Genomic DNA, 24,679 nt, shown 5'->3' on the forward strand with positions numbered 1-24,679 from the left:
TAAGAAATTTCTCATTTAGCGGTATCGACGATCAGCAATCGTTAAATCAAGTTCACATTCGACATTTTTACAACAGGTGCGCCTGGATAAACATGCGTAAATAAGCAGTCTGCAAAGCCATACCGGCTTTATGGCAGAACTTTACGGAATAAAAATGGCAAAGAACACATGAGAATACGTCTCTTTCTTAAGCTCTGTCGAATGTGTCTCAATGCCAAGGCAACGCCGTTAGTAAGAGATGCGATACCCAAAGCCCGATACCGCTGGATAACCACACTGCGGTGATGGCGCTGTGTCACGTGCTGTCTGCTCAGTTGATTGAAAAATCCGGTGCTGCCGGACGGCAGCGGCTGGCAGCAATCGAAGAACTGCATGCCGGGTTGAAAGAGTCATAGAAACATGCCATTGATGACTGCATCGCCCGCTTTTGTCAATCGCGCAGCGCATGCGCAACGCGACCGGTTGCACGGCTCATTCGCTGGCCGCCGCCGCACCTTTGGCGGTCACGGCCGACCTCGCCGTCGCTTTGACGATAGACGATTCATACATCGGCACCATGTAACCGTAGTTGGTGGCTGGTTGGAAACGCACACCAGTCACTGCCGGATCCAGTTTCAAGGCCTCGTCCATTTCGGCTTTCAGCTCCGCGTCTGTGAATTTTTTTTCTTCCTTCGGTTTGCCCTCGGTTGGCGCGGCAGGATCTTTCTTCGGCATCACGACGTTCAACGTCTCGCCCGGCAGGATATAACTTTTCCCGATAAGCGCCGGCTTCCCGCTCGGCAGCAGTGCAATGTTGGGCGATAGCCTGATCACATACGCGCTGTCATTGACTACATTGAGTCGATCCGCGCCGGCTTCCCACTTCAGCAGCTTCCACCCCTCCTTGTTCACAGGCAAATCTTTCGGGTGGATGATCACCGGCAGATTCTGGCGTACCCTGATTGCGACCGTGCTGTCCCTGTCATCCTTGCGCTCGCCAATGCCGTCGAACACCACCCGCGACAGTCTCTCGGTAGTCAGCGGCGCTTTGTTGGTCAGGATGAAACGTACCAGCTGGGTTTTGCCGGCATCGACCCGCGCCACCGGCGGCGTCACGATAAACAATGGGCTTTTGTCCTCGTTGATGGGCTCGATGATGGTATGCAGCAGTGCCGGGCGTTCATCAGTGTTTGTCACCTTCATGGCGGCTTCGCCGTCGGCTTCGTCGATCAGGACCACCGATGTTGCCGGCACCATGCCTTCTGCACGGGCAAGATGCGGGACGCCGCCCATGGCCAACAGTGCGCTTAACAAGAAAGGAAGATAGTTGCGTTGCTTGCGTTGCATATAAAACTCCTAAATAAAAAAATGACCGCGTTAATAACTAGCGCGTGCTCAGGTGCCGCTTCAGAGCGCCGCTTAGTTCGTAGTTAGATCGAAACGGCTTTCGCCTTCCAACTGGATTTCATGAGACAGGACAGCGTCTTTGCGCATAAAAGCGTCTATTCGCAGATCGAGTTCCAAGCGCGTGCCGCTGGCGATTTTTTGTTCGCTGACGGCGGCGATGCTGTCGCTGGCGCGCAATTGCAGCTGATCGGCGATCTCTGTCGGTAACTGAGTCACATTGCCGGCGCGACCGATCCGGATCGGTTGACCGTCCAGCCGGGCACGCAGGATATGCAGCGTGTAATTGCCGCCGTGGCCCAGCTCCATGGCGTCGGCGCCGGCAGCGGCCGCATGAAAGCCCAGCACCATGGCGGTGCTGGTATTGCAGGTGACCGACAAAGTACGGTTGCTGCTGCCGATTTTCGGGCCGTTCTGGTCGCTACGCAGGACCGCACGTCGCGACACGCTGACCTGCCCCAGATCGACCGTGCCGTCGCTGAACGAGAGTTGGCAGGTGGCTGCGGCGTACGCTGCCGGTGCGGCCCATATGGCAAGCGCAGCCAGAATGGCGACAGGTGCGATGGAATGGTTTTTCATCATCGGTTCTCCAATTAGGGCTATCGATTTGCGCAGGATCGCTTCGTTCATCAATCAACTGCGCGACAAACTGCGTCGGCATGTTCAAAAACCGCATTCAAGTCCTGTTTTTCAGGCAGCTTGAAATGCAGTTCACATTTTTCGCCGTTCGGCGTCTTCGCATACAAGCCGGTGGCTGAAGGGTTGTCCAGGAACACCTGGCCATCGGCAACCGCTGTTGTTACATAGTGATTGTCGGCATCGAATATGCCGGAATCCTGCGGCAAGGGCCGGTCATCCGCAAAACGCGCATTCAGCAAGATCCGGCGCACCTTGACCACCCCAAAATCGACGAAACTGACAGATCCGCGGCCGGCGCTGACTTCCTGAAAACCATTTCTGACGTCGACGTTACGCGGCAAAGTCTTGGTCGCAATCTGCAGATTTGATATGCCGTATGCCGACAAAGAAGGAATCACCGCCTGGCCCCGGAAATCGGTCCATACCGTGCCTTGCGGCGTGGCGATCCTGACTCCCGCCAAATCCCCCGCCGACGCCACGCCGAAGGTATCGCCTATCGCATAGGGCGACAGCGTCAGCCCCCTGCCGGTGGCGACTACGCCGCCTTGCAATTGTGCGGACATGACCTTGCTTCTGCCGCCACCGGCGCTGCTGACGTTGACACTAGCCTGCGCGTAGCGCGGCATGAGCGCGGCACTGACATTGATTTGATCACTGCCGGCCGCCTGGCCTTGATCGGCGCTGATGTTGTAGGACAGATATTCATTCACCGCCTGGCTGGCGCGCACACCGGCGCGCACTTGCCCGCCGCTGTTGCTGACATAGCTGCCGGCGTTGACCTTGCCAAGCGGCATGGAAAGCGAAGCATACGCAGTAACGGCGCCGCTTACGCCGCCCAGCGAGCGCTCCAGGCTGAGCGAGGCATAGGCCTTGCCGATTTGACGATTCCACGACGCCATCACGCGTTGTGCGCTGCGGCCGCCATAAGTCTCAAGACGGTTGTATGACAAAGAAACGCTGCCGATTGCGTTCCGGGTCAAGCCGACGCTGGCGCCCATTTGGGTTTTGATCATGGAATCGCTGACATTGACCGGCAGTCGCTGCACATTTACGACCGGGGAGCCGTCGCCATTTAAACTCTGCTCCGGCGCCTGCTTCACCAGAGTGCTGTAAATGGAGCGATAGCCGCGGCTCTGCCAGGTTCCGTAGAAATTCGCAGACAGACCCGCAGCTACCTTGCCGTACACATTGAAAGTGGTGCTGTTGCCGATCACACCTTCAGCTCCAGCGTGCGTCATCTGGGTCTGCACGCTGCCGCTCAAGCTCTTGCTCAACGGCGCGGTGGCGTTCGCCGCCAGCGCCTGATAACCGGAACTAGCCAGCGCACCGGCCGCCAGCGTCACGCTTTGCCTGACGCGCCAGCCTTTCGAAACCGCCGCTACCAGCGGTTGTTGCATGGAAAAATCGTTGTTTAAATTACGGATCCGCCCCAACGATGCAGATAATCCCGTTGCCGGCACTGACACATTAGCGCCCAGCGACGCCGGCGCCACCTTGAAAACGCGGTTTTGCCCATCCGATTCGATGAGCTTGATTTCGACCTCAGAAATGCTGTCGATCAGCGGCAGATTGGCAAGCTTGAAAGGTCCAGCCGGCACCACAGTGCTATAAATCAGCAAGCCGGCCTGGCGCACCTCGACCCGCGCCTGACTTTGGGCGATACCCTCATACGCATTGCTGTTGGCGCGCGGCGACAAGGCATCGTCGGGCAGAATCTGCACGCCGTCGAGCGGCAGGCCTGCAAACATGGAAGTCTGGGACACGATCCGCCCGCCCTGGACTATCGAGCTATAGGCTGGAAAAGTGTGTTGGGCGTAGAAATAGGGGACCTGGACATGATTATTGCCACGCACGTTGCCGCTGCTATCCGAATGAGCGCTATCCGACGAAAATGTCTGCTGGCTGCGGACAATCCAATCACCCGCATTCACGCCGTTTTCGAGATTGACATACAGCGACTGGCTAGAACCGCCGGAGTTTTGACTGCTGCTGGTCAGGATATCGTAATTCAGCATGGCGCCGACACCGCCAGTGCTAAAGCCGTCGCCCGGCATGGAGACTTGCAAAGCGCTGGCCGGTACCACCAAGCGCACCGCATCCTGGCCCGGATCGAGTTCGACTTCGGTTTGCGACACGGTTTGGCGATAGTCGTAGCAAGCGGGTGTCGGATCGACCGCGGCGGGCGCCGGCGCGTTTCCGCTCTGCTCCGCATCCCGCGCCGTGGATACCGGCTGATCCGCAGCTGCCGCCGGCTTAATCAACCTGGCGCGCCGGATCAGCTCCGGATCGAAGCACAGATTGCCGTCTTCGTCGAAGCGGGCGTCGACACTGCCGCGCTGCGCGTCGTTGACGCTCAGGCTGACCCGATGGATACCTGGATTGAAGCGCGGCTTTCTTGCGAAGTATTCGGCCAGCGCAGGATCCAACCCACGCGCCTTCAAGGTCTCCACATCAAATTCGACCGGTTGGTCCTTCCTATGTGGAGACTGGCTCGCCTCGGGTGCAGTTTGATCTGTGCTAGCCGAAATATCGCCAGACTCGGCGTCGGCGGCAGCTTGAACGACAGCGGCCGGGATATCGTTCGATCCGCCGGAAGTTTGATTGGCGGCCACCGATTTGCCAAGCTTCACTCCCAAGCGGCCGGTATTGTAGCCGTCGGTCGGCATAGATGCCTGCAAGGCGCTGGCCGGTACCGCAATCCGTACCGAATTCTGGGCCGGGTCGAGATCAACCACGGTTTGCGACTGGGTTTGGCGATAGTCATAGCAGCCGGCCGCGGCGACGATCTCGATCGGCTTTGAGGAATTTTCGCTGTCCACCACATTCTGCACGGTCGATACCGGCTGATCCAGAGCCAATCCCGCCGGCATGATCAGCCTGGCGCGCCGGATCAATTCCGGATCGAAGCACAGATTGCCGACGCCGTCGAAGCGAGCTTCAACGTTGCCGAGCTGCACGTTGTTGACGCTAAGATTAATCCACTGCCTGCCGCCGTAGAAACGCGGTTTTTGCTTATTAAGCTTTTGCGCAAATATCCGGGCCAACGCAGGATCAAGCCCGCGCGACGTCAAGATTGTCACATCAAAATCGGCGCTCTGATCCGCGGCGACGCCGCTTGCCGCCGCCGCATACGCAGCTTGCATGCTGACCACAAACGGCAGCACGGACAGCATGGCCAACTTGCGCTTTTTGACAGTAGGCTGGAATCGCCTGACAGATGACTGGCGATCTCCAACAAGGATGAGTTTCATGGATACGACAACCGGACGAAATTAAAAAGTTCGCCAAGTGTGGCCGTTAGTCGCTCACGAAAATATAGGAAATTTCTGGCTGATAGGAATAATCCCAAGGTTTTTTTACTTGCTATAAGCAACGACCTTGTCTGCACTGCAGTGCAGTGCGTCCTCAAGCCGGAACAATGTTTTTTTACAAATTGCTGACCGTACTTTTTCCGTGTCATTTTTACAACACACCAACTTCACGGCTGGCGCCTTGCAAACATGCAGCCCTCTTCTAGGCAAATCAAAGGCCAGCTGCATGCACGACAAGCAAAAACCGGACACCTGCTGATACCTGAAAATATAAAAATAAGAAGTTTCTCGGACCACGAAGAATATTCCGAACGGACAATTCACTTCGCTCCAGCACCTTTTGCAGAATTTTCTTAACGCCAAGGTGCCAGCAATTTTTATTTACTCTCATGGAAATGTACAAATGGAACAAACTAAACTGTTCAAGGCCTTAGCTACTGCCGCCTTCGGCGCCGCTATCCTGACTGCGGGCTCATCCGCTTTCGCGCAATCGGCCGTACTAAAACTGACCGGCACAATCACGCCGCCGTCTTGCACCCCGACCCTGACCGGTGGCGGCACTGTTGATTACGGCACCGTGTCTGCCAAGAACGGTGCAACCACCGTCTTGCCGGAAAAGAAAACCACGTTGCAAATCAATTGCACGGCGCCTTCGCTGATTGGCTACAAGGTCACTGACAATCGCGCCAATACCGACGCCGGCATGGAGTCCAATTTTTTGATGAACGCCTTCCAAGCAGTATTCAGCATCGCTGGCGCCAGCGGCGGCATCTTCGGTTGGCATGATCAAATCTTCGGCCTGGGTCAAACGGCATCGAAAAAGAATATCGGTGGCTATTCGATCAAGCTCGACGGCGCTCCTACCGTCGACGGCAGTAATTTCCTTAAGGTCAACACCTATAACGCCACCAAGGAAATCCCGGTAATCGGCGGTCTTCTGCCTGACGTTTGGATGTTCAACGTGATCAGTCCGACTTATATCAGCAAGGGTGCTATCTATGCCGCGGGCGGCTTGGGTCTGCAGTCTGTGCTCGGCCTTAGCTATCCTCTCAGCGGCAAGACATTCTCTTTCCCGCTGGCGATCAATGCCATGCTGGACTCATCAAACAACATCGGCGGTTCTGCCGATGGCATCAAGATCGACGGCCAAGCGACTTTCGATCTGGTGTATCTGTAATCAGTATTTGATATCCGCTTTAAGCGGATAGTGAGTTCTGCCAGAACCTGCCTGCGGGCAGGTTCTTTTTTTTAAGCGGCGCCCGCAGGACTTTCCTGCCGATAGCGTTGCGCCAGTGTCTCCATCTCCGCGATCAGGGTATGGCAATCGTCCCTGATAGCCTGGCTTACCAGCGCAGTGCCCTTTAATTCCGAGTGAACCCGACGCGACAGCGCGTAACTAGCGTCAGCGCCAAGAAATCCAAGCACGCCTTCGATCCGATGCAGCCGATCGCCAACATTGGTCACACTCCCCTCCTCAAGCGCCTGCCTTAGCAATCCGATATCGTGACGGTAATTGCTCAGATAGATTTGATGCGCGGTCTTATCGTTGCTCTTCTGCAGCCCGGCGTCATGCGACGCCTCTGTGTCGTACTGTTGACTAATGGCCGGCAACCCGCCGTAGCTATGGTGCTTTTCCCTTACGGTGGTGAGGGCGTCGTCCAGATGCTGCAAGGTCAGCGGCTTGGTGACGCACAGATCCATGCCAACCGCCATCGCGCTTCCCATCAGCTCGCGATCGACGCTTGAGGTCATGCCGACGATAGGTAAAACGGCCGATTCAAGCCGCAGATTGCGGGCAAACTCGATGCCATCCATCACCGGCATATTGATGTCGGTAACGACCACATCGATGAACTGGTCCTTCAAGCGCATCAATGCTTCGCGGCCGTCCTGCGCGGTAATCACTTTACAACCTAGCATGCGCAACTGCTCGGCAAGAATATACAAATTGACCGGATGATCTTCTACCAGCAACACCCTCAACCCCTGATGCGGCAGAACACCGCCGGCAACCTGGCCAGGCTCATGCGCAACATGGCCGCTCTTGATAGCACCGCAGGTTTCCAGGATAGTCAGGGCGATCTCGCGCAAGGAAAGGCTCTGTACCCGCTGTTGCAATGGCGACACCGGCGTCGCCAAGCCCGATATATGCTGCGTGATTGAAATGATTCTGGGGCTGCCGGTCAGATTCGGCAGCTTGTCATCGGCGGCGTCGGTCAGCAGCAGCGCGCCCGGCGGAAAATCGTAGCCGCGCAGCGTCTCGGCGCGGACTGGTGTCACGATGCCGCCGAAATGATGGCAGATTTCCGTGATCAGCGTCTGGGTTTCGCGTTGCTCGAACATGCCATACAAGGGCTTGTCGCTCAACGGCGTATTCAGCAAATCAAGAAAATCGACCCGGCCCTGATCGTGCTGCACCGGCAAGGTAAACGTAAAACAGGAACCCAGGCCGCGGTCGCTGAGAACCTTGATATCGCCACCCATCAAGCCCAGCAAACGCTTGCAGATTGCCAGGCCGAGTCCAGTACCGCCGCTCTGCCTGAATTGGGTATCGTTGCCTTGAAAAAAAGGTTGGAACAATGCCGCCTGATCCTGTTGGCTCATGCCCACCCCGGAGTCAATCACCTGCCCGCGCAGCAGCAATTGCTCACCGTCCCTGCCGACCAGCTCAAGCCGGATCTGAATCCGCCCGTGGTCGGTAAACTTGATGGCGTTATTACATAAATTGGTCAATATCTGTTCAACCCGCACGGCGTCGAATATCAAGTACTCGGGAATCGCAGGATCAACGTACAGGAATAAGCGCAAATCCTTTTTTTCGGCAACGATGGCATGCAACTTGGCGACCCGCTGCGCAACTTCGCGGATGCTGCCGGGACGCTTGAATATCTCTATCTTGTTAGCTTCGATCTTGGAAAAATCCAGCACGCTGTTGATGATCAACAGCAGATTTTGCGCAGAATCCCAGACACTGTTCACATACTCGCGCGATACCGGTGGCAACTCCATCCGCGACAACAACTCTATGCCGCCCAGCATACCGTGCAGCGGCGTGCGCAACTCGTGGCTTACCGACGCCAGAAAAGCCGATTTGGCCTGGTTGGCGCTTTCCGTGACTTCGCGCGCACGTTCCCAGATCAATTCCGTTTCCTTGCGTTCGCTAATGTCGACAAAAACGCAGATCAGCACATCCTGGTTACGCAACTGGCTCGGCGAATAGTAGGCCGACAGGAATTTTTTGCCGGCAGCGGTTTGCAGCGACAATTCCGCGCACAACAAGGTGCCGGCGCTAACCTGTATCTCATGGGCCGAGGTATGCGCAGAAAACAGCGCATGCTGTAACGGTTCGAGCTTATCGCTATCGGCACGGCCAAGGACATCGGTTGCGGCGTGATTCTGAATCAAGATGCGCTCGCCGTTGCGGGCAAACACGCACAAGCCGATCGGTGCGGCATTGATCAGCGCTTCGGCAAAGCGCCGCGCTTCGACCAACTCCGTGGATTGTCTTTCCGCCGGCTGGAACAACTGACGGTTGATCAGAAAATAGACATAAATCAGTCCGGCGCCGCAAGCCAGCCACAGTAAACCGTAGAGCAGCAGCGTGCCGCTCAATTCGACCAGCAGCTCGCGAATGGAAATCGGCGTCAGCAGGATCCAATGCGTATTGCCGACGGTTTGTGAAATCGTCATCAGGTTGCCGACCCGGTGGATCGCCGGATGCTGACTCTCGGCCCAGCCCGGCATCGCCTGCTGCAAGGTTTTGCGATTGCGTTGGCTTTCTGCGTCATTTAGCGGATTGTTACTGATGACTGAAGTGCCGTCGCGCATGAATACCCCGAAACGGCCTTGCTCGACAGGCGGCAGGTGAAATTGCGACAAGGGGATCGCATGCGCGTTGATCAAGCGGATATCGCCGCCGCGAAATACCGCAACCGCATTCAGCACAACTTCCTGGCCGATGATGGGATCAAGGTAGGGGGCGCTCCAGAACGTGTCGTTGCGCAGCGCGGTAATCGGCAATTTCTTCAGGTTGACCGAAATCTCATTGCTGATCGGCTGAATGAACTGGCTCATCTCGGTGATGTTGCTGCTGCGCGCCGCATTCAGCACCGGAAACGCCGGCTGCACCGACAGAAAGCGCCCGTCCGGCGTCAGCACATAACTATGCTCGATGTATTTGGCGAAAATCCGGTTGTTATAGCGCAGCAGAGAAATGTAACTGGAAGCCGACAGCATGGTGTCGGTATTGCGGTCTTCGATGTCCTTGATGTCGCCGAGCAGATAAACAGTAGCCGACTGTATCAGGCTGTCGTTGGCAATAAAGTAGCCACCCTGCCCCAGCCGCACCGGCTTCACATTGGAAGTCACCAGCGGCGCCGACGGAATGTTGATAACCGCCTCGATTGCCAGGCGCGCGCGCAGCAGGGAATCCTGGCTGGTATTGGTAATCAACGCTATGCTGTCGTGAACCTTGGTGAAATTTGCGGTCTTCTGCGTGACATAACGCTCCAGCGTCAAACGCAAACCGGCAACTACGCCCAAACTCAAAATCAGAAAAGCCAGCACCAGGCAGACCGCCAGGATACGCCGCGGCGCCCTCACCAGCGCCTTTGTCAACTGGCTGGCCGCAACGTATTTCCTTCTATCGATTCTATCGACCCGGTCAATTATCACTTTCGTCCAATCCATTCTCGGCGATATAGCGCATCAATTGAACGTCAGTGTCGACCTTCAGTTTTTCCATAGCCGAACGCTTATGGTGACTGATCGTCTTCACACTGCGATGTATCTGTCCGGCGATTTCATTTGCCGTCGCCCCGCGCGCCAGGAATCGCAATATCTCCAGTTCGCGCGGCGACAAAACCTGTTTGCTATCGACGCTGCCGGCCGTGGTGAGCTGGCGCTCCTCCAACAGTTCGGCACTGCTGCGGCCCAGAAACACCAGGCCGTTGTATACCTGCGTGACCGCTTTAACGATTTCCATGCTCTCACTATCCTTATGCAGGATGCCGCTCACGCCGGCCCCCAGCAATTCGCGATACAACGGTGCATTCTTGAGCACCGTCAGCACCACCACCACCACCGCCGGAAACTGCTTGCGCACCTGGCGTATCATCGCCAGCCCGTCAACCTCGGTTTTGCTGGGCATGGAGAAATCGGTCACCAGCACATCGCATTCGACGTGCTTGAGCAACGAGAACAGAGAAAGAGGATCGTGCGCCATGCCAATCACGGATATGTTCGCGGATTGCTCAACCAAGGCTTTGACGCCCGCCAGTATCACAGGATGATCGTCAGCCAGAACGACGCGGATCTTACTCATTGCTTGGGTCTCCGTACAGGAATGATCTTTAATTATAGTATTGCCTCACATCAATCAGTGCACATTTGCTATTTCTGCGTACAAATGCGGCAGTCCATGCCGGTCGACCTGGACTGCAACCGTGTGTGCACAAGAGCTTTAAGTAAGGATGCTGCTTTCATGCGCGCCCTTCCTGCTTCAGAGGCGCCGCCAAGGATTGGCAAGTTTCCAGATGTTACACAAGGGTCGTTTATAGCGCGACATACCCTGCCGTCATCAAAAATAGGGATTCCAACAGGTGTGAGACCGTCTGCAACTGCCGTGTTGCCAGCCAAAGCCAGCAGTAAATCAAAGCCCGCAATTGTCGCCAACGCCGCAACGGTCTTCTTACGCTAACGTCGCTTACCGCATGGTTTGCATGCTAAATGTTAGTGCGGCAACAAAAAGCAAGAAATTTCTCATATTGCTGCCCGTTTCCCCTACGAACGTCAAAACCAAGTTTTGTGGCTCCTACCGCTACCGCATCTGACGGCGCTGACTTGAGGATGGTTTGCATCAATGTCGCCAACTGCCTGCGTCCGGTAAACACAACTATCAGCCCTCCCGTCTCAAGCAGGTCGCCGTCAATGATTCAGCGCCTTTCGTCGTCTTTATACGGAAAGCCGCGCGGTCAAGAAACGCCAGATAGTCGTTGAATGACATTGGGTAATAAAAGTGGGCAATCCACAACATCTTGATAAGCGACACGCATTATCAGAAATTTCTTACCCCATCGCGTCGCGCCGCCTGCCAACATTTGTGTAACGGAGATCGGAGCAAAGCGTCAAGCAATCTCGATAGGCAATTCGTTATGCCTTATCAGCTAATTGCCAGCATCGTTGATGCATATTTTCGTTTGTAAGGAATTGTATTTACTTGAAGAACAAATCTTCATAGGTACAGCAGCCATCAAATCAAAAGGAAAACTTATGAACCGCAACATTCAATCCATTGTCGTAGCCTTGTTCATGCTGGCCGGTACGGCTAGCGCCGCCAACGCACAAACCGCCGCCTACTCAGCCCCCGCAGCCGCGACGCCGACAGCAGGCTATGCCGGCCCGTCAAGCGCCGGCGGTTACGCGGGTCCGTCAGGTGTTGGCGTGACCACCGTGAAACAATTGCTGGCGACCGGTTTCGACGACCAATACGCCACCTTGCGCGGCAAACTGGTGCGCTACATTGGCGGCAAAAACTATGTTTTCGCTGATAGCAGCGGTGAGATGCGGGTTGAAATTTCGCACAAATATTTCCCAAACAGTCAGACCATCGACGCCAATACCCTGGTGGAGATAACCGGTGAATTCGACCGCGAATTCGTCGGCCAGTCGGAACTGGACGTCAAGCAAATCAGAATTATTTCAAAGTAATTCTTCCCCATATCGGCAGCAACTCTTCATAGCCGCCGAAAAAAAAACGGCAATACCCAAGCATCGCAAGCAGAACGAGTCCGGCCCAGCGAAAACCAGGCCGGCCGCCGCTTTTTTATTGCCCGTCGCTGAAGTAATCAACGATCACAGGATCGAATATGAACAAGGTATATCGCGTAATCTGGAGCAAGATCACTGGCACGTGGTGCGTGGTGGGCGAACTGGCCAAAAGTCAGGGCAAGGGTAAATGCAAGAGTGAATCTGGTGGTAAGAGTGGTAGCCGGATCGCCGTGGCTGTGTCGCTGCTGGTTGGTGGCTTAACGTTGTCTGAAGGAGCGGTCGCCGCTGGCATTTTTATCAACGACGGTACGGATTCCAGCTGTAATTCCGTACAAGATACGGGCACCACTGTGTTATCACCCGTAAATGGCAATGCTGCACTATGTGGCTCGTCTGACGCAACCACGCAGACAAATCGCATTCTGTTCTACAAACCGAGTGGCACAGGCGATGCTACGAATATTACTGTTGGCGGAAAAATTGACGTCAATAGTACTGGATCGTCAATTAACGGTCTGGATCTAAAGGGACAGAAACTGACAGGTATGGCTGCTGGCGCCAGCAACACGGACGCGGTGAATGTCAACCAGTTGAACTCGCTATCAACAACAACTTCAACCGGGCTCAGCACCACCAATAACAACGTCACTTCATTGTCGACTTCAGCTTCGACTGGCTTGAGCACTACCAACAGCAATGTGACTTCGTTGTCCACGTCAGCATCGACCGGCATCACCTCATTGTCCACTGGACTCAGCACCACCAATAGCAGCGTCACTTCGCTGTCGACCTCGGCCTCGACTGGCTTGAGCACCACCAACAGCAATGTGACTTCCTTGTCCACTTCAGCTTCGACCGGCATCACCTCGCTGTCGACTGGACTCAGCACCACCAATAGCAGCGTCACTTCATTGTCGACCTCAGCCTCGACTGGCTTGAGCACGACCAACAACAATGTGACTTCCTTGTCCACTTCAGCCTCGACCGGCATCACCTCGCTGTCGACTGGACTCAGCACAACAATCGACTCACTCTCGACCGGCATTACCACTGGTGCACTCACCGTAACTGGCTCGACTACCACACACGGTATTGACAACAGCAACCAGAAAATTACGAACCTGGCGGAAGGTACTGCAACGACGGATGCGGTGAATTTCGGTCAATTGACGTCGTTATCGACATCGGCTTTGTCCAGCATCACATCCTTGTCGACTTCGACGTCAACCGGCCTGAGCACAGCAACCAGCGGTATCAGCTCGCTCTCCACCGGCTTGAGCTCTACCAACAGCAACGTCGAATCGCTGTCAACTTCCACTTCGACTGGCTTGAGCACCACCAACAGCAATGTCGAATCGCTGTCGACTTCAACGTCGACTGGCCTGAGCACCGCCAACAGCAGTGTCACTTCGCTGTCCACGTCGGCTTCGACCGGCATCTCGTCGTTGTCAACCGGACTCAGCACCACAACCAGCGGCATCAGCTCGCTGTCCACTGGTTTGAGCACGACCGACAGCAACGTCACTTCCCTGTCGACTTCGGCTTCGACTGGTTTAAGCACGGCGACAAGCGGCATCAGCTCGCTGTCTACAGGACTCAGCACGACCAACAGCAATGTCGAATCGCTGTCGACTTCGACCTCGACTGGCCTGAGCACCGCCAACAGCAGTGTCACTTCGCTGTCCACATCGGCTTCGACTGGCATCTCGTCGTTGTCAACCGGACTCAGCACCACAACCAGCGGTATCAGTTCGTTGTCCACTGGCTTGAGCACGACCGACAGCAACGTCACGTCGTTGTCGACTTCGGCTTCGACTGGTTTGAGCACCACCAACAGCAATGTCACTTCGTTGTCCACATCGGCTTCGACTGGCATCTCGTCGTTGTCAACCGGACTCAGCACCGCAACCAGCGGTATCAGCTCGCTGTCCACAGGACTCAGCACGACCGACAGTAACGTCACGTCGTTGTCGACTTCGGCTTCGACTGGTTTGAGCACCACCAACAGCAACGTCGAATCGCTGTCGACTTCGACATCAACGGGCTTGAGCACAGCAACCAGCGGTATCAGCTCGTTGTCTACCGGTTTGAGCACCACCAACAGCAATGTCGAATCGCTGTCAACTTCGACGTCGACTGGTTTAAGCACAGCGACAAGCGGTATCAGCTCGTTGTCTACCGGTTTGAGCACCACCGATAGCAACGTCACCTCGTTATCGACTTCGGCTTCGACTGGCCTGAGCACAGCAACCAGCGGCATCAGCTCGCTCTCCACCAGCTTGAGCTCTACCAACAGCAACGTCGAATCGCTGTCAACTTCCACTTCGACTGGCTTGAGCACCACCAACAGCAGTGTCACTTCGCTGTCCACTTCAGCTTCGACTGGCATCTCGTCGTTGTCAACCGGACTCAGCACCACAACCAGCGGTATCAGCTCGTTGTCCACTGGCTTGAGCACGACCGACAGTAACGTCACGTCGTTGTCGACTTCGGCTTCGACTGGTTTGAGCACCACCAACAGCAACGTGACTTCGTTGTCGACTTCTGCTTCGACCGGTATCTCTGCCTTGTCGACCGGACTCAGCACCACCAACAGCAATGTCGAATCACTGTCGACTTCGACGTCAACGGGCTTGAGCACCGCAACTAGCGGCATCAGTTCGTTGTCCTCTGGCTTGAGTTCCACAAACAGCAACGTCGAATCGCTGTCGACTTCGACGTCGACCGGCTTGAGCACAGCAACCAGCGGCATCAGCTCGTTGTCTACCGGTTTGAGCACCACCGATAGCAACGTCACCTCGTTATCGACTTCGACTTCAACTGGCCTGAGCACAGCAACCAGCGGCATCAGTTCGCTTTCCACCGGCTTGAGTACCACCGATAGCAATGTGACCTCGTTGTCGACTTCGGCTTCGACTGGCCTGAGCACAGCAACCAGCGGTATCAACTCGCTCTCCACCGGCTTGAGCACCACCAACAGCAATGTCGAATCGCTATCGACCGGCTTGAGCACCACCAACAGCAATGTCGAATCGCTATCGACCGGATTGAGCACCACCACCAGTAATGTCTCGTCGCTGTCGACCGGACTCAGCACAACCAACAGCAACGTCGGATCGCTGTCTACCGGTCTGAGCACCACCAACAGCAATGTCAGTTCACTGTCGAGCAGCGTGTCGAACATGCAACAGTCCGGCGTCAACAATTACTTCAAGGCCGACGGTAAAAAAGACGGTTCGGACGATGCATCGGTCACTGCCGGCAGCAACTCCGTCGCACTCGGCGCTTCTTCCAACAACTTTGATGCGGATGGCGTCGGGCGTAACAATGTGGTTTCGATCGGCAGCGCCGGCAATGAACGGCAGATCATCTACGTCAAAGCCGGTACCGAAGACACCGACGCCGTCAACTTCGGCCAGTTGAAATCGCTGTCGACCACGGTCTCAAGCGGCATCAACTCTCTGTCTACCTCAATCAACAATACCAACAGCAATATGTCGTCGCTATCGACCACCCTGTCGGCTTCCACCGCAGGCGCGGGCGGCGGCGGGAGCGCATCATTGTCGACTTCGCTCCAGACAATGGCTGACTCTGCCAACTATGCCAATAGCAACGGCGCCTCGATGAACGGCACCATGAGCGGCGGCCGCAACAACGACGGCACGATGAAGACCCGTGGCAAGGCTGGCGGTACGCTAAGCAATGTCGACGCTTCCACTTGCAGCCAAGCCGGCGGCGTCGACGCCACGGCGTCCGGCCTGTGCGCACAAGCTAACGGCGACGGCGCAACCGCCATCGGCTCGAACGCACAGGCGAGCGCTGCAAACACTACCGCAGTGGGCTTCCGGGCACTGGCTTCCCAAGCCGGTTCGGTGGCGATCGGCAATAACGCCCGGGCTACCGGCGATCCTACTGTCGCCATCGGCAACGACGCTCTGGCCTCCGGCAACGATGCAGTGGCCATGGGCGCCGGCGCCTCGGCAACCGGTAACAGGTCGATAGCGCTGGGCGCGTATTCGGTGGCGAACCAGGACAATACCGTCTCGGTCGGCTCCGCCGGTAATGAACGCCGCATTACCAATGTCGCCGCAGGGATCGACCCTACCGATGCCGTCAATGTCTCCCAGCTCAACAGCGTGCGCAACGAGATCGGTGACGTCAGACGCCTGGCCTACTCCGGCGTCGCGATGAGCATGGCCATGTCAGGCGCGGTGATGCCAGCTTTGGATGCCGGTGAAAAAGGCGTCGGCGTCGGTATCGGTTCTTACCAAGGTTATGGCGCACTGGCCCTGCAATTCAAGTCTGTCAGCGGGACCGGCCGCAGCGCCTGGGGCGTGGGCCTCAGCACCACCGGCAAGAACGCCGCAGTCAGCGCCGGCTACGGCTTCAAGTGGAAATAAGCAGTTTGCCCGGCAGTTAAGGGCACTGTTCTCCGCTACTAGACAAACTCAAGCGCAACCGCCTTCTTTCGAAGGCAGTTGCGCTTTTTTTGTCTGCGCGAACAGTCGCCTATTCGCTTAAGTAACGATAACCGATCATTCGTTCATCGAATACAACGGCACGTATTCCGTGCCCCCGTTAAAAGGGGGCGGAGTAACTTTCGCAAAAAGCCGCGAAAAAAAAAGCTCCCCCCTCTTTTTAACTACTGCAGGCGATTGCCAGGCCACCCCGCAACGGCAAACGCGTTCAGTAACGCAAGCGCCCGTCGAATTCATTCCCTCCCGGCTTTTACTATTCAATAACTAAAACCCAATCAACGTCCCACTCGGCAATAAATATAAATTAATGTAACATTTCCTTTTTGTAACATTTCTAATGAGAACAACGTTGCGAGGTGGAAAATGAACAGAATTCATCGGGTGATCTGGAGCAAAGTCAGCGGCACATGGTGCGTGGTGGGCGAACTGGCTAAAAGCCGGGGCACAGGCAAATCTCTGACCCAGACCCGCAGTCACGTGACCATTGCCGCACTCACCTCGTTGACCGGCATCATGCTTAGCGCGCCGGCTCTCGCCAATCCTTCCTTCATCAACCCCGACGCTGTCGTTCTCGGCACGAACGCGAATGCGACGGGTGCCAAAGATGTCGCCATCGGTACCAATGCTTTCAGTGATACCGGAAGTTCCCCTGGCACGAATCCGTACAATTACGGCACCGTTGTCGGCACCGGCGCAATCGGGCTGGGTGGGGGCAATTCCGTTTTCGGCGGCGGCGCAACGGCATCGAATGGGATCAACAATTTGCCGTTGAGGGGCACGGCGATCGGCGCCTCGTCCAATGTTTCGGCGACCTACGGCACAGCCTTGGGTTTTGGCGCCAGTGCCGATGCCGCCTACGCAACCGCCATCGGCACCAATTCCAGCACCGGCGGCCGCGCCAATACCGTGTCATTCGGCAGCGCCGCCAACGAACGGCAATTGACCAATGTCGCCGCCGGCAGCGCCGATACCGACGCGGTCAATCTCAGCCAGTTGAATTCGCTGTCGACCACGACCTCGAACGGCCTCACATCGCTCTCGACAGGTTTGAGCACCACCAATAGCAGCGTGACGGCATTGTCGACATCAACTTCGATCGGTATGACGTCCTTGTCGACCGGCCTGGCCTCGCTGTCGACAATCATCGGCACTGGCGCCAACCTGAGTCAGATCACCAGCAATATCACTTCGCTATCGACCGGCGCCGCATCGCTGTCGACCACGATCAAACCCTTGACCGATGCAGCGGCGGCGGCGGCGGCCAAGGGCGCTTCCTTCACCGGCACCACGCTCGGCGCGGCCAATGCCGATGGCACGGTGCAGACCCGTGGCGCGACCGGGACGGCGGTGAGCAATGTGGCGGCCTCGGCTTGCACCAATGTCAGCGGCGTCGACGCCACCGGCGCCGGCCTGTGCGCGCAGGCGACCAAGGACGGCGCAACGGCGCTCGGCTCCAACGCGCAGGCGATGGCTAGCAACACGACGGCAGTCGGGTTCCGGGCATTGGCGTCACAGTCCGGTTCGGTTGCCATCGGCAACAATGCCCAGGCCACCGGCGACCCGACCGTCGCCATCGGTCAAAACTCGCTGGCAGCAGGCAACAATGCGGTGGCGCTGGGAGCGGGAGCGCAAGCCACGGCCAGCAACTCGGTGGCGCTGGGAGCCGGTTCCGTGGCCGATCAGGCCAATACCGTCTCGCTCGGTTCAGCCGGCAGCGAGCGCCGGATTACCAATGTAGCGGCAGGGATCAATCCGACCGATGCAGTGAATATGTCGCAGTTGAACAAAGTGCAGGATCAGCTTGGCGAGATCAAGCGGATTGCCTATTCAGGTGTTGCCATGAGCATGGCGATGTCCGGCGCAGTGACTTCAGCCCTGGAGCGCGGAGAGGGGCGCGTCGGCGTGGGTATCGGCTCTTACCAGGGTTACGGTGCGCTGGCCTTGCAGTTCAGGGCCAAGAGTTCCAGCGGCAATAACACCTGGGGCCTGGGGGTGAGCACTACCGGCAGCACCTGGGGCTTATCGGCCGGGATTGACTTCAAGGTGTGGTGAGCGCCGGCTCAATCATGTTGCGCGAAGCCGCCCTCGCCGATGCGGTGAATCTCTTCCAAGCGGATAACTTATTGAGAGTTTCATCATCCATGACATCGCCACGGCAAGAATCATCCGGGGTCGGAGTCATCTGGGGTCAGAGTGAAGTTTCTGCAAAAAGCGCGCAGAAAGTTCACTCTGACCCCAGTTAGCTCCGTCCGCAGGCCGTCTTGCCTGGCTCCTGGTCTCGGCTGAGCACCAGGCAATCATAAACGCTAAGAGCAAAAACAAAACGAGCCGTCAGGCTCGTTTTGTTTTATTACGCAGGCTGCGCTTAACGAAAGGGATAGATCAGTCCCACAGACATCGGCTGCGCACAAGCAAATTCGAGAAGTCACTGGAATATGTTCAGCACAATGCAAATTTGTCGGCAGCAACGCTAAATGGAAGAAATGAGCGTAGCCCCGCAAGCGGTCAGGTCGTCGTGATACGCAAGCCATTTACCCGCATGTCGCTTTCCGCTACCAGCTGGCAAAATTTCAAAATCGCCTTTGCACTGCGGGCAATGCGTCATGCAGGTTTCGCCTACCACCGGAATGCCCAGGGCTTTGGAACCGTCTAGTGCGGTGATGACAACGCCGCCGTGGCTGGTCTTATCGCCCAGCCGGATGACGCCATGGTTTTGCGAATTTTTCATAAATACCCCTAAAACTACGCATAGTTCCGTTTGGGTGCGTTTGCCATTGCGTTAAGCCGTGTCTCGCTACCGCGATACACACCCCGATAACGTAAATAACCCTCACCTTCAACGATGCCACGCATTAGTTCGCCACCCAATTTTTCAATGAATGCGGCATAGGAATCATGCACATAAGTGTCATAGAACCCGCCGACAGCTGGAGGCAAATCTTTTTTGACGATTAATCGATAAATTTCATTGGCATGCCGGTTATAACCATCACGCGCACCTTTCTCTGCCGCGCTTGGAAACACACGTGGGATCAATTCGATCTGTCTAGCAAATACCTCTTGCCCTCGCTTGTAGTAGGTCAAACCGTGAGCATCAACGGTACGCGCATATTTCACACTAGTGAGCTGTTCAAAGTAATTTGCCTTGTTCACCTGGTAGCGCCAGGTCAAATACAACAAACCATGCTGACGCAATTGCGCATCAACTGTGAGATCGTTTCCGATACCGCAACTGGCAAAATAGCTTTCGACAGAAGAACGAACTTGTGGATCCAGAGCAAACTGCGCAATCAATGGATTCTGGTCGTCTTTACTCTGCGAAGTCACCTCCAGCCACGCTTGACCAAGGGAATGAAATTCACAGGTTTTCCTAGCAGCCAGATACATATCATTGAGTGGCAATTGCGCTAGCTTCTTACTATCGTCCGCGGTTGGGGTTACGGCTCCAGAACCACCTGCGGCGTAATTGATTTGCACCGCCTTACCTTGGCATCCTGGCGGATACCCGCCGCCAACATCACTATGCGCGCCGGGGTAATAATGCTCATGGCAATTGGGAGGCAGAATACTGTCACGGCAAATACTATCCGATGGGAACACGGTACGAAATTCATGCAATGCGACGTAATGCACGCAATTCTTGACATCAGGATGGATCTGCAAATTCTCCGGTGTCGCCCAACTCCAATGACCTTCTCCGTTGTTGGCATTCGTTATCCCAACCGATGCGACCGTATCCATCAACCCCAGCATACGAACAAAGGAGGGAATGCCGAACAACTTGCCGTCAATCAGGAAATACTCATGCAGCCAATTGGTAAAGACCCTCGCTTGTGCTGAGCCCCGAGAAAATCCAAATATATCTATATAGACGCCGGCTACCCGTGGCAACGTTTCAGGCGTCTTGAGCTGTCGACTGAGCTTGTTAGCACATTCCTTTAAAAATTTACTTCTGTTTTTTTCGTGGTCCACCAGACCAGATTGCAAGCCCAGCGCTTCGAGTATTTCATCTTCCTTCCGTGTACTCGGACGCGGCCACTCATTAGGATCTTCTGGAGTCACCCAACGGTCGGTACAAAGAACTTTCATTTGCTTATCGTCGAACATCGTTCTATTGTGATTAACAAAACGATTAACCGAATTCAATACCTGCAGCAATCCCCAGATGATGCGCGGCTCTCCACCTTTTCCTGCAGCAGACTCACGCGGATCACCGCCAGATGTGCCGAATTTTCCAGGTGAAGGTGTGCCGACACCTTCAACGTAATGTGCGAAAAATCCTTCTGCCCATTCGTCTTTATAAGCGGCAAACAATCGAGCAACATTACTCTGAGAAAGAGACGGAGCGTCACGCTCCATATTGTTATCGGTGCCGTCAAAAAAAATACCGATGTTCAAATTAAAATCGCAATGTGACCCACATTCAAGCGGCAAGGCCGGCGGACAGGTTACTTGCGCTGGTTCCAGACATGATTTTGCATTGGTCATTATTATTTTCCCTGCACAGGTGCCGGTGCTTCGTCAGCAAGTGGAACATAGTCGGGAGCTGGTGCGACGGGATATGCAGGCCCAGGATAGTTAGGGCTTCCGGTTCCCTCACGGGCGTACCACACTTCAACACGATGCCCGGGCATAAAGTGAACTTTCAAGCCATCACCGTCCCCTGGAGGAACCGCGAAATGGACAGGTACGATAGCCTCATGCCAGAGCTCTTCCTTAAATGTGGTGCGATAGGTCTTCCATCTCACGGTTACCATCATCGCTGGCTTACCCGATGTCCATGGGATGTTCATGCAGCATGATTCACCACTACTTCCCCAGCCTGAATATTGATGTCCACTCAATCTGCCATTTACGTAAAACTCAGAAATGCCAATTCCTTTTCCATAGTGGGCCACCGCAGATATCGATACTGGAACTTGGCCTTCCGGCGCCAACCCATCGGACCCAGCACTAGCACAAGCACTTAACTGCAAGGCCAGCAATGCCGGCAACAGCCAACGGAATAAAACGGATCTAAGATTACTTTTCTTCACTATGCATTCCTTGAGTTAAGAATTCACAACATCTTGCGGCGTCGCACGTGCCAGAAACGATATCCAGTCCCGTTTCTGTAATGCCTGACCGTTTGAATTAAATATTTTTTTAGCGAACTGCAACAACACTTCGCGATTTCTTGAGCCGCTTTGCTGCCATGCGCTCACGCAGTTTTGAGCCAAATTCCAATCATCATATAAATGATTTTTCGTCTCTTCCGGCCCCCGCTTGATCTGGTCGAGTAACAGATCCGGCTCGGCCGCATCGATCAGGACCTCCAACTGCTCACTGCTCAACTTAAATTGCTTGTTCTCAGGTGTCAGGCTTTCCCGGCCTTCCGGAAGCGCCAGAACGACCTCCTCACCACGCCGATCAAGAAACACCCACCGACCTACCAGGCTAGTCATTTCGCCCCACTGCTGCGGCGTAAGCACGTTTGGCAAATGCGCCAATATCCGTGTGTCCGCGAAACGGAAGCCGAGCAACAGAAAATTTTCATCATAGAAGCAAGTGAACCGCTGCAGATGATTCGCCAAGGAGATGAGATCGGCGTCGCTTTGGAGCGTGGAACAGTGCAGTTTTCCCGGAAAGGCATTCATCACTTCAGCAACAGCAGATTGCGCGGCAGTGCCTGCAGCATCGAGCAAAGCCATATCGATCAATATGGGACCGGCCAGCCGGCGCTCCTCTCCTGGCATCAGACACACGTACCAGCTCGCGACCGGATCGACAAAGACAGAATGTGCACACAGCGTCTCGTACGCCAACGCCCCGTCGATCAAAGAATAATCTCGCATCATATTTACAACCTTGTGACAGGGCTGGCCTGTTTCGCAGCCTTCAGCATGCAGGGAATGCATACGCTGGTGGGGAATGTGGGCATGTCGACAGATTTGCTTTGCGGCCCGAATGTGTCATGGTTGGCCGCATGATGCTCGACAACGCCAGGCGTGAACCAGCGGTGACCGTCCGGTGTGATGGTGTACTCAGACCCGCCCACGTTGAAACTAACTCCCTTCTTGGCTTTGAATCGCAGCCAATCCTCGGTGCTGATCATCTCGATGACTTTTTGCGCGATGATATCGATATTGTTGTGCTGGGATTCGATGCGGATCTTCCCGGTAGCCGTCGCCAGTACCAGATCCAGTTTGTGGACGAAGATATAGCACTTTTCCAGAATACTGGCGAACAGCGATTTGCCGGTCGCAATCGACAGATGTTCGCCAGCCGTCAGCGCAATGTGTTCGCCGCTGGCGACGTGGGTGCTGGCTGCCGCAGTTGTGGCGATGCCGGCAGCGCTGGCGAGGACCAGATGCGGTGCGGACAGCTCGGGGAAGCCATCACCGCCGGACCTGCCTTTAATCGCGTCATTTTGGGCCTTCAAGACCTTGCTGACATCGCTCTGATCCTGCTGCTTATCCTGCACGCCTTGCTGCTGCGCGAGGTCTGCCACGGTTTCCTGCGTATCGCGTGCCTGTGTCAGCCGCTGGACCGTTTCAGACATGTCCTTCGCGTGGCCTTGCGCTCCCGGCCTGGCCTCCGTAGTAAGCAGCATGCCCATGCCGGATCTCACCACTCCATGAGCGTCAGTGTGTAAAGCGAACCCTTCACCCCGTGCGTCCTTACGCCCTGCATTGCCTTCAATGCGCGTGATGTAGCCGAGAGAAAGCGTCGAATTCTGGTGATCGCTGTGTACCTGCGTTTGTATCCTATTATTGGAATCGTCAAAAATCACATGCCCGCTGCGTCCGCCTGGCGAGTTGCCGCCATTCGGCGCCAGTTCCCGGCTGCGCATGCCGCTCAGAGCCTGCTGTGTCGGCAAGACCCAGGCCGGCATGTTGACCTGGTTGACCACCGAGCCAGTAATGATCGGACGGTCGCAATTACCGTCGAGTTTCTGCACAATCACCGACTGGCCAATGCGCGGTATAGCGACGAAGCCTTGTTGCGCGCCTGACCAGCCGCTAGCAACACGAATCCAGGCAGAACAGTTTTCATCGCTCTTGCCGACCCGGTCCCAATGGAACATCACCTTCACGCGTCCGTATTGGTCCACATGCAGGTTTTCACCTTTCGGGCCGGTGACCGTGGCGGTCTGGATGCTGAAATCTTTGGTGTCCTGGCTGTTGTAGCCACGGCCTGGGCGCCATGGAATTTTCTTGCGGATGCACACCAGGGAATTGCTATAGTCGGCAATTACATCTGCGTCTTGCAGATAGTTATTGGTCGCATGATGGGTCACGCTGACGATCAGGAATTCGTGATCCTGTTCGTCGCCACCGTGTGACTGACTTTCCGAAAAATGGCCCGTCAGGCGGAACCAGCGCCCCGGCATGGCAAAGCGATTATTGCCGCTACCCTCAAAGTATTTACCAGGGACCTCGATTTCCTCCATGCGTATCTTGCTGATACGCTCGCCATCCTGCTGATTGACAAAGCCGTAGGCGCCAGCATATTCGTAGGACTCCACCTGCGGCACCGTACCCTGCTTGTTAATGGTCGGTGTGCTGGCTTCTTTTGTGCGCGGGTCCTTGAAATCGTAGCCGGACAGAGTGGTCGTCGACGCCGTGAATTGCCGGACCGGCGACCAGTTGCCGATGGCGTCTTCTTCAATCGCGCCGGCATGACGTTGAAATGGAATTTCTGGCCGGCCGTCAATCGGCGCGGCATCGGTGGATCTGTCTGACAGCACCAGCTGATGACCCTTGCTGCTGTGCTCGTACCAATAATGCCAGCCCAAATACTCCCAGCGGCGGTGCAGATAGTTATGCTGCGATTCGTTGCAAAGAAACGCATCGGTCATCACCGGGTCGGTGTCGCGCAACTTGGAATCCCACACGGCATAGGCGCCATAGCCTGAAAATATCTGCTCTGTCTGATCGTGAAGCGTTTTATTGTGGAAGATGTAGTTATCTTTGCGCGCCGTCAGGAAATGGAGCCACGGCCCTAACGTTGCTTCATAGAAGGCGATGCTGCCATCTGTACGTTTGAGCCGCACCGTATGGATATATCCGGTGAAGCAACGCATGGTTCCGTCACCGCGTACCAACTCCACACACAGTA

Annotated in this window: 14 protein-coding genes; 4 read left to right on the forward strand and 10 right to left on the reverse strand. The window is 55.6% G+C overall.

Annotated features, from left to right (window positions below):
- Positions 1 to 471 precede the first annotated feature (471 nt).
- The 3 genes from VNZ60_RS24005 to VNZ60_RS24015 form a co-directional block, all read right to left on the reverse strand.
- Positions 472 to 1,326: a fimbria/pilus chaperone family protein gene (locus VNZ60_RS24005; RefSeq protein WP_325663735.1), complete on the reverse strand. Its 855-nt coding sequence runs from the start codon at positions 1,324 to 1,326 to the stop codon at positions 472 to 474.
- Between the two features lie 72 nt (positions 1,327 to 1,398).
- On the reverse strand, positions 1,399 to 1,965 hold the full coding sequence (locus tag VNZ60_RS24010; protein WP_325663737.1) for a DUF1120 domain-containing protein: 567 nt from the start codon (positions 1,963 to 1,965) through the stop codon (positions 1,399 to 1,401).
- Positions 1,966 to 2,012: 47 nt separating this feature from the next.
- Complete coding sequence (locus VNZ60_RS24015) at positions 2,013 to 5,195, reverse strand: fimbria/pilus outer membrane usher protein (RefSeq protein ID WP_325663739.1); 3,183 nt, start codon at positions 5,193 to 5,195, stop codon at positions 2,013 to 2,015.
- A gap of 541 nt (positions 5,196 to 5,736) precedes the next feature.
- Between VNZ60_RS24015 and VNZ60_RS24020 the strand changes: the two genes are divergently transcribed.
- Positions 5,737 to 6,510 (forward strand): DUF1120 domain-containing protein, encoded by a 774-nt coding sequence (locus VNZ60_RS24020; RefSeq protein WP_325663741.1) that lies wholly within the window; start codon positions 5,737 to 5,739, stop codon positions 6,508 to 6,510.
- 71 nt (positions 6,511 to 6,581) lie between these two features.
- Here VNZ60_RS24020 and VNZ60_RS24025 read toward each other — a convergent pair whose 3' ends face one another.
- Both VNZ60_RS24025 and VNZ60_RS24030 read right to left on the reverse strand, forming a co-directional pair.
- Positions 6,582 to 10,022: a hybrid sensor histidine kinase/response regulator gene (locus VNZ60_RS24025; RefSeq protein ID WP_325663743.1), complete on the reverse strand. Its 3,441-nt coding sequence runs from the start codon at positions 10,020 to 10,022 to the stop codon at positions 6,582 to 6,584.
- Positions 9,997 to 10,656, reverse strand: coding sequence for a response regulator transcription factor (locus VNZ60_RS24030; protein WP_325663745.1), 660 nt, complete (start codon positions 10,654 to 10,656; stop codon positions 9,997 to 9,999). The genes VNZ60_RS24025 and VNZ60_RS24030 overlap by 26 nt, the downstream gene beginning before the upstream one ends.
- A gap of 947 nt (positions 10,657 to 11,603) precedes the next feature.
- Here VNZ60_RS24030 and VNZ60_RS24035 point away from each other — a divergent pair.
- From VNZ60_RS24035 to VNZ60_RS24045, 3 genes are all read left to right on the forward strand, one after another.
- The gene (locus VNZ60_RS24035) at positions 11,604 to 12,041 is read left to right on the forward strand and encodes a YgiW/YdeI family stress tolerance OB fold protein (RefSeq protein ID WP_325663746.1); all 438 of its coding nucleotides are present in this window, start codon (positions 11,604 to 11,606) and stop codon (positions 12,039 to 12,041) included.
- A gap of 158 nt (positions 12,042 to 12,199) precedes the next feature.
- A complete protein-coding gene (locus VNZ60_RS24040; RefSeq protein ID WP_325663748.1) occupies positions 12,200 to 16,501 on the forward strand; it encodes an ESPR-type extended signal peptide-containing protein in 4,302 nt (1,433 codons plus the stop codon).
- A gap of 441 nt (positions 16,502 to 16,942) precedes the next feature.
- Entirely contained in the window at positions 16,943 to 18,631 is a 1,689-nt protein-coding gene (locus VNZ60_RS24045; RefSeq protein ID WP_325663750.1) for an ESPR-type extended signal peptide-containing protein, read from the forward strand.
- Positions 18,632 to 19,049: 418 nt separating this feature from the next.
- Here VNZ60_RS24045 and VNZ60_RS24050 read toward each other — a convergent pair whose 3' ends face one another.
- From VNZ60_RS24050 to VNZ60_RS24070, 5 genes are all read right to left on the reverse strand, one after another.
- Positions 19,050 to 19,307: a PAAR domain-containing protein gene (locus tag VNZ60_RS24050; RefSeq protein WP_325663752.1), complete on the reverse strand. Its 258-nt coding sequence runs from the start codon at positions 19,305 to 19,307 to the stop codon at positions 19,050 to 19,052.
- A gap of 14 nt (positions 19,308 to 19,321) precedes the next feature.
- Entirely contained in the window at positions 19,322 to 21,067 is a 1,746-nt protein-coding gene (locus VNZ60_RS24055) for a T6SS phospholipase effector Tle1-like catalytic domain-containing protein (protein WP_325663754.1), read from the reverse strand.
- A 2-nt stretch (positions 21,068 to 21,069) separates the two neighbouring features.
- On the reverse strand, positions 21,070 to 21,615 hold the full coding sequence (locus VNZ60_RS24060) for a DUF3304 domain-containing protein (protein WP_325663756.1): 546 nt from the start codon (positions 21,613 to 21,615) through the stop codon (positions 21,070 to 21,072).
- 15 nt (positions 21,616 to 21,630) lie between these two features.
- Positions 21,631 to 22,416 (reverse strand): DUF4123 domain-containing protein, encoded by a 786-nt coding sequence (locus VNZ60_RS24065; protein ID WP_325663758.1) that lies wholly within the window; start codon positions 22,414 to 22,416, stop codon positions 21,631 to 21,633.
- 2 nt (positions 22,417 to 22,418) lie between these two features.
- On the reverse strand, positions 22,419 to 24,679 hold a 2,261-nt coding region (locus VNZ60_RS24070), incomplete at its 5' end, for a type VI secretion system Vgr family protein (RefSeq protein WP_325663760.1).

Source organism: Collimonas sp. (genome assembly GCF_035566375.1).
Taxonomy (GTDB): domain Bacteria; phylum Pseudomonadota; class Gammaproteobacteria; order Burkholderiales; family Burkholderiaceae_D; genus Collimonas.